Annotated in this window: 5 protein-coding genes; 4 read left to right on the forward strand and 1 reads right to left on the reverse strand. The window is 70.7% G+C overall.

All coding sequences use genetic code 11. The features are described from left to right. Positions 1-98: 98 nt before the first annotated feature. Complete coding sequence (gene acs / locus RWP81_RS14175) at positions 99-2066, reverse strand: acetate--CoA ligase (protein ID WP_314457151.1); 1968 nt, start codon at positions 2064-2066, stop codon at positions 99-101. Between the two features lie 440 nt (positions 2067-2506). Here acs and RWP81_RS14180 point away from each other — a divergent pair, with 440 nt between their 5' ends. The 4 genes from RWP81_RS14180 to RWP81_RS14195 all read left to right on the forward strand — a co-directional run. Beyond that, entirely contained in the window at positions 2507-3490 is a 984-nt protein-coding gene (locus tag RWP81_RS14180) for a TadA family conjugal transfer-associated ATPase (protein WP_314457153.1), read from the forward strand. Next, positions 3481-4386: a type II secretion system F family protein gene (locus tag RWP81_RS14185; RefSeq protein WP_314457155.1), complete on the forward strand. Its 906-nt coding sequence runs from the start codon at positions 3481-3483 to the stop codon at positions 4384-4386. The genes RWP81_RS14180 and RWP81_RS14185 overlap by 10 nt, the downstream gene beginning before the upstream one ends. A 68-nt stretch (positions 4387-4454) precedes the next feature. Further along, positions 4455-4691: a DUF4244 domain-containing protein gene (locus RWP81_RS14190; protein ID WP_314457157.1), complete on the forward strand. Its 237-nt coding sequence runs from the start codon at positions 4455-4457 to the stop codon at positions 4689-4691. A 47-nt stretch (positions 4692-4738) separates the two neighbouring features. Beyond that, on the forward strand, positions 4739-5012 hold a 274-nt coding region (locus tag RWP81_RS14195), incomplete at its 3' end, for a hypothetical protein (RefSeq protein WP_314457159.1).

Consider the following 5012-nt stretch of genomic DNA (forward strand, 5'->3'; position numbering starts at 1 on the left):
CCCCCCCCCGCCCGCTTCTGGGTGAGGGCGGGCCGTGATCCCCCGCCCCCGGCCGGGGGGGGCGGGCCCGCCCCCCCGCCACCCCCCCCACGACGGTCTCATTTCACCTGGGCGCTGATCACGCTCATCACGGCGGTGTCGGCCAGTGTCGTCGTGTCGCCGACCTCGCGGCCTTCGGCCACATCGCGCAAGAGGCGGCGCATGATCTTGCCCGAGCGGGTCTTGGGCAGTTCGCCGACGATGTAGACGTCGCGCGGGCGGGCGATGGGCCCGATCTGCTCGCCGACCCACCGTCGCAGCTCGTCGCCGAGTCCATCGACGCGTTTCTGCTTCAGGTAGCGGCTCTTGATGATCACGAACGCGACCACCGCTTGGCCGGTCGTCTCGTCGGAGGCACCGACCACGGCTGCTTCGGCCACGCCCTCGTGCCCCACGAGTGCGGATTCGATCTCGGCCGTCGACAGGCGGTGTCCCGAGACGTTCATCACGTCATCGACGCGTCCGAGCAGCCAGACATCGCCGTCCTCGTCGAGACGGGCGCCGTCGCCGGCGAAGTAGTAGCCCTTGTCGGCGAACTTGTCCCAGTAGGTCTCGCGATAGCGGTCGGGGTCGCCCCAGATGCCGCGGAGCATGCTGGGCCATGGCTCGGTGACGACGAGCAGGCCGCCGCTGCCGTGGGCGACGGGCTCACCGCTGTCGTCGACGACGGCGATCGAGATGCCGGGCAACGGCACCTGTGCGGAACCGGGCTTGGTCTCGGTCACCCCCGGGAGGGCCGAGATCATGATCGCGCCGGTCTCGGTCTGCCACCACGTGTCGACGATCGGTGTCTGGTCGGCTCCGATGATCTCGCGGTACCAGACCCACGCCTCGGGGTTGATGGGCTCGCCCACCGACCCGAGGAGGCGGAGCGTCGACAGGTCGAACTTCTGCGGAATGTCGCGGCCGATCTTCATGAAGGAGCGGATGGCCGTGGGCGCCGTATAGAAGATGGTCACGCCGTGCTTCTCGATGAGCTCCCACCAGCGACCGGGGTGCGGCGTGTCGGGGGTGCCCTCGTACAGCAGCTGCGTCGCTCCGTTGGCGAGGGGGCCGTACGTCACGTAGGTGTGGCCGGTGATCCAGCCGATGTCGGCGGTGCACCAGTAGACGTCGGTCTCGGGGTGGACGTCGTGCACGACGCGGTTGGTGAATGCCGCCTGCGTGAGGTATCCGCCCGACGTGTGCAGGATGCCCTTCGGCTTCCCCGTCGTACCCGAGGTGTAGAGGATGAACAGAGGCGTCTCGGCGGGGAAGGCCTGCGCCTCGTGCTCGGCCGACGCCTGCGGGACGACGTCGTGCCACCAGAGGTCGCGCTCCTCGGTCCACTCGACCTCGTTCCCTCCGCGCTTGACGACGATGACGTGCTCGACGGTCTCCTGGATGCCGGAGCCGTTGCGGTCGGAGAGGGACTGATCGACCGCGGGTTTGAGAGGCGAGACCTTGCCCTTGCGCCAGCCGCCGTCGGCGGTGATGACGACCTTCGCCCCGGCGTCGTCGATACGGGCGCGGAGACTGTCGGCCGAGAACCCGCCGAAGACGACCGAGTGGACCGCGCCGATACGGGCGACCGCCAGCATCGAGGCGATCGCCTCGGGAATCATCGGCAGGTAGAGGGCCACGCGGTCGCCCTTCTCGACGCCGAGGCCGGTGAGCACGTTCGCGAGGCGTTTGACCTCGTCGGTGAGCTCGGCGTACGTGACGTTGCGCGAGTCGCCGGGTTCTCCCTCCCACCGCAGGGCGATGCGGTCGCCGTGGCCCGCCTCGACGTGCCGGTCGAGACAGTTGTAGGCGACGTTCAGCTCGCCGTCGGCGAACCATTCGGCGAACGGCGGATTCGACCAGTCCAACACCTGCGTGAAAGGCGTGTGCCAATGCAGGTCGCGCGCTTGTTCGGCCCAGAATCCCTCGCGGTCGGCGGCCGCGCGTTCGTACAGGGCGCGGTCGCCCACGGCGTTGTCGACGAATCCGGACGACGGCGGGAACCGGCGCGATTCAGAGAGGAGGTGGTCGATCTGGCTGCTCATCGCGGCGCTCCTTCGCGTTACGTGACGCCGGCGTCAGCGCTCGGCGTCTTCACCTGGGTCACGCTATCGACCCCCTCCGATGGGGGCCACCTCCGATAGTTGGCATCCCGATTTTGGCGAAACAGGTGATATATCGCGATGAATAGGTGCGTCGAGTTGGTGCGGGGTTTTCCGCATGCGTAATCTATGAGAGCCCGAACATCGCTTCCGGCATTTGCGTCCGGGGGGAGCCCCCCAATATTCCTCCGGCCGCACGGCGGCATCCCTCGCCCCCCACTGACGGGATGCCGCCTCCTCCTTTTGCCGGCCCGTCGCCGGCCGGTTTCGGCGAGGTGGGCAGTCGGCCGAGGCCCCTCCCCAGGTGTCGCATACTCGAGCTCGTCCACGGATAACCCCTCTCCGCCGACGGCGGACCACGCATCGTCCGTACGGTCGTCGACATGTCCTCGCTCGCTCCGGTCCATCCGATCGACCCCGACCCCGCCTCCGCCGCCTGGCGGGATCCGGCGCTGGCTTTTCTGCGACCGTTCCTCGACGATCCCGCCGTCACCGATCTCTTCATCAACGGTGACCGGGGCCTCTTCGTCGACCGGGGCGACGGCGCCGAACGCGTGTCGTCGTGGCGCGCGAGCGAAACCGAGGTGCGCCGGGTCGCCGTCCGGTTGATCGCACTGGGCGGGCGTCACCTCGACGACGCCTCACCGTGCGTCGACGTCCGCCTCCATCGCGGGGTGCGAGTCCACGCCGTCCTCGCCCCCGTCGCCGCGAGCGGCACCACGCTGTCGGTGCGCGTACCGCGTTGGGAAGCGCCGGATCTGTCGGATCTCGAACGCAGCGGCATGCTCTCCGGGGGCCAACGCGAACACCTGGAAAGCATGGTGGAGCGTCGTGAGAACGTGCTGATCACGGGAGCCACGGGGGCCGGGAAGACGACGTTGCTGTCGGCCCTGCTCTCGCACGTGCCGCCCACGCAGCGGATCATCACGGTCGAGGAGGTGGCGGAACTGCGCCCCGCGCACCCGCACCACGTCGCCCTCGAGGCTCGGCAGCCGAACATCGAGGGCACCGGCGGCATTCCGCTGGCCCGTCTCGTCCGTGAAGCCCTCAGGATGCGGCCAGACCGGTTGGTCGTGGGCGAGTGTCGCGGCGAGGAACTGCGAGAGCTGCTCATGGCGCTCAACACCGGTCACGACGGAGGGGCCGGGACCCTGCACGCGAGCGGGCTCACCGACGTGGCGGCCCGGCTCGAGGCACTCGGAGCACTCGCGGGAATGGATGCCGCGGCCACGGCGCGACAGACGGTCAGCGCCATCGACGCGGTCGTCCACGTCGAGAGGATCGCCGGGCGGCGCCGCGTGAGCGGGTGGGGGCGCCCCGTCGCGCACGCGGGACGCATCACGATCGAGCCCGCGCGATGGCCGTGAGAACCGCCGCGCGCGATGGGCTCGACGCCGGTCCCGCCGATCCGATCGAGACGATCATGCGCCTCGCGGTCCTGTTGTCGGCCGGCCTGACCCCGGCGAACGCCTGGAGGTATCTCGCCGACACCGGAGACCCCGTCTGCCGCGCGGCCGCGCGTGCCGCCGCCGAGGGTGACGATGTCGGCGCCGTGCTCGCTGCGGCCGGGGTGTCTTGGACGGACGTCGCTGCGATCTGGTCCGTCGCTGTGCACACGGGCGCACCCCTCGCCGACACGCTCCGGGCGGTGGGCGGCGCCCTCCGCGACGCCACCGAGGTCGTGGCCGATGTGAGCGTCGCCCTCGCGGAGCCCGCCGCCACGGCCAGGCTCCTGGGCTGGTTGCCCGTCCTGGGCGTGCCGATGGGGATGGCCCTCGGGTTCGACTCCGTCGGCATCCTGTTGTCCGACCCGGCGGGAACGGCCTGCCTCGCATCGGGCACCACTCTCATCGTGATCGCACAGTGGTGGTCGCGACGGCTCATGCACCGTGCCCGGCCGCCCACGGCGGTCCCGGGGCTCCGCGCCGAACTGTGGGCCGTCGCCCTGTCGGCCGGAGTGTCCGCCGACCGCGCGCGTTCGCTGGTGGACGCCGCGCTGCGCTCTCGTCCCTCGGACGACTCGCCCGATGACGCGGCGCAGACGGTCGCGTTCGCCCACCGCGCCGGGGTCCCCGCCGCGGAGCTGCTTCGCGCCGATGCCTGGCTCGCCCGACAGCGCGCACGAACCGCGGGGCGTACCGCCGCGGCACGGTTGTCGACGCGGCTGCTGCTTCCTCTCGGGATCTGCACGCTTCCCGCGTTCCTCCTTCTTGCGGTCGCCCCGATGATGCTCGGCATCCTGAGGTCCGGGGCCCTTCCGTGACCTCCCACCTCCACCGCCCCTTCGACGCACTTCCCTCACCTCTCTCACCCCGACTTCAGGAGTTCTCCATGACCGCGTTTCCCCACCCGTTCCGTCCGCAGCGCCCGGCAGTGGACGTGCCGCCGTTGACGACCGCGCGCGCCGGCGCGCTGTTCCTCGACGACCGCGGTGCGGCGACGGCCGAGTACGCCATCGCGACGATGGCGGCCGTCGCCTTCGCCGGCTTGCTCGTCGTCATCATGCGCAGCGACGAAGTCCGCGGCATCCTGACCGATCTGGTCCGACGCGCGCTCACCGTGCAATGACGCGGCGGCTTCTCAACGACCGGGGAGCCGTCACCGCGGAATTCGCGGTGGCCCTTCCGTCTGTGATCATCGTTCTCGCGCTCGGCGTCGGGGTGCTCGGATCAGCGGCGGCGACCGTGCGTCTGCAACACGTCGCGACGGAGGCCGCCCGCCTGCTCGGTCGCGGCGACGCCGACGCCCTCGCAGGCATCGCGGAGACCGGAGGGACGGCGTCGGTCGAACGTCACGACGGGCTGGTGTGCGTGGCAGCCGTGGCACCGGTTCCGGTGGGACCGACGCTGCCCGCTGTCACGGCTCGAGCGTGCGCGCTCGATGGAGGCC

The organism is uncultured Microbacterium sp., from assembly GCF_963521695.1.
GTDB lineage: Bacteria > Actinomycetota > Actinomycetes > Actinomycetales > Microbacteriaceae > Microbacterium.